Annotated in this window: 1 protein-coding gene; it reads left to right on the top strand. The window is 53.2% G+C overall.

Annotated elements, in window-relative coordinates; translation table 11 throughout:
* On the top strand, positions 1 to 562 hold a 562-nt coding region (locus tag LGT44_RS08880), incomplete at both ends, for an efflux RND transporter permease subunit (RefSeq protein ID WP_230333579.1).

The following is a 562-nucleotide window of genomic DNA, read 5'->3' as shown; positions in this document are numbered from 1 at the left end:
CCAATGTCCAGGTGCAAATCAATACAGAAGCCCCAGGCTACTCACCGCTGGAAGTGGAGCAACGCATTACCTACCTGGTAGAACTGGCGATCACGGGGTTGCCCTATGTTGAGAGTACCCGTTCGATATCACGCTATGCCCTGTCTCAGGTGACCGTGGTGTTTGAAAAAGGCACGGACATTTACTTTGCCCGCAATCTTATCAACGAGCGCTTGCAGCAGGCGAAAAGCGAGATGCCTTCGGGAATCGATCCGGCGATGGGACCCGTTGCCACAGGCCTCGGTGAAATCTTTCACTATGCGGTGCATGCGAAACCGGGCGCCTTGATGGAAAATGGTGAGCCGTATGATGCGACGGCCTTACGCACCTTGCAGGATTGGGTGATACGTCCGCAATTGCGCCTGGTTCCAGGTGTTACCGAAGTCAATACCATTGGCGGCTTTGAAAAGCAGTTCCACGTCACCCCGGAACCTTCAAGACTGCTGGCCTACCAGCTCAGCTTTGATGATTTAGTAGCGGCACTGGAGAAAAACAACGCTAATATCGGTGCTGGCTATATTGA

Origin of the sequence: Thalassolituus alkanivorans, assembly GCF_020447205.1 — a bacterium.
Taxonomy (GTDB): domain Bacteria; phylum Pseudomonadota; class Gammaproteobacteria; order Pseudomonadales; family Oceanobacteraceae; genus Venatoribacter; species Venatoribacter alkanivorans.
Note: the sequence above shows the minus strand (reverse complement) of the source record. Positions and strands in the feature narration are given on the sequence as shown.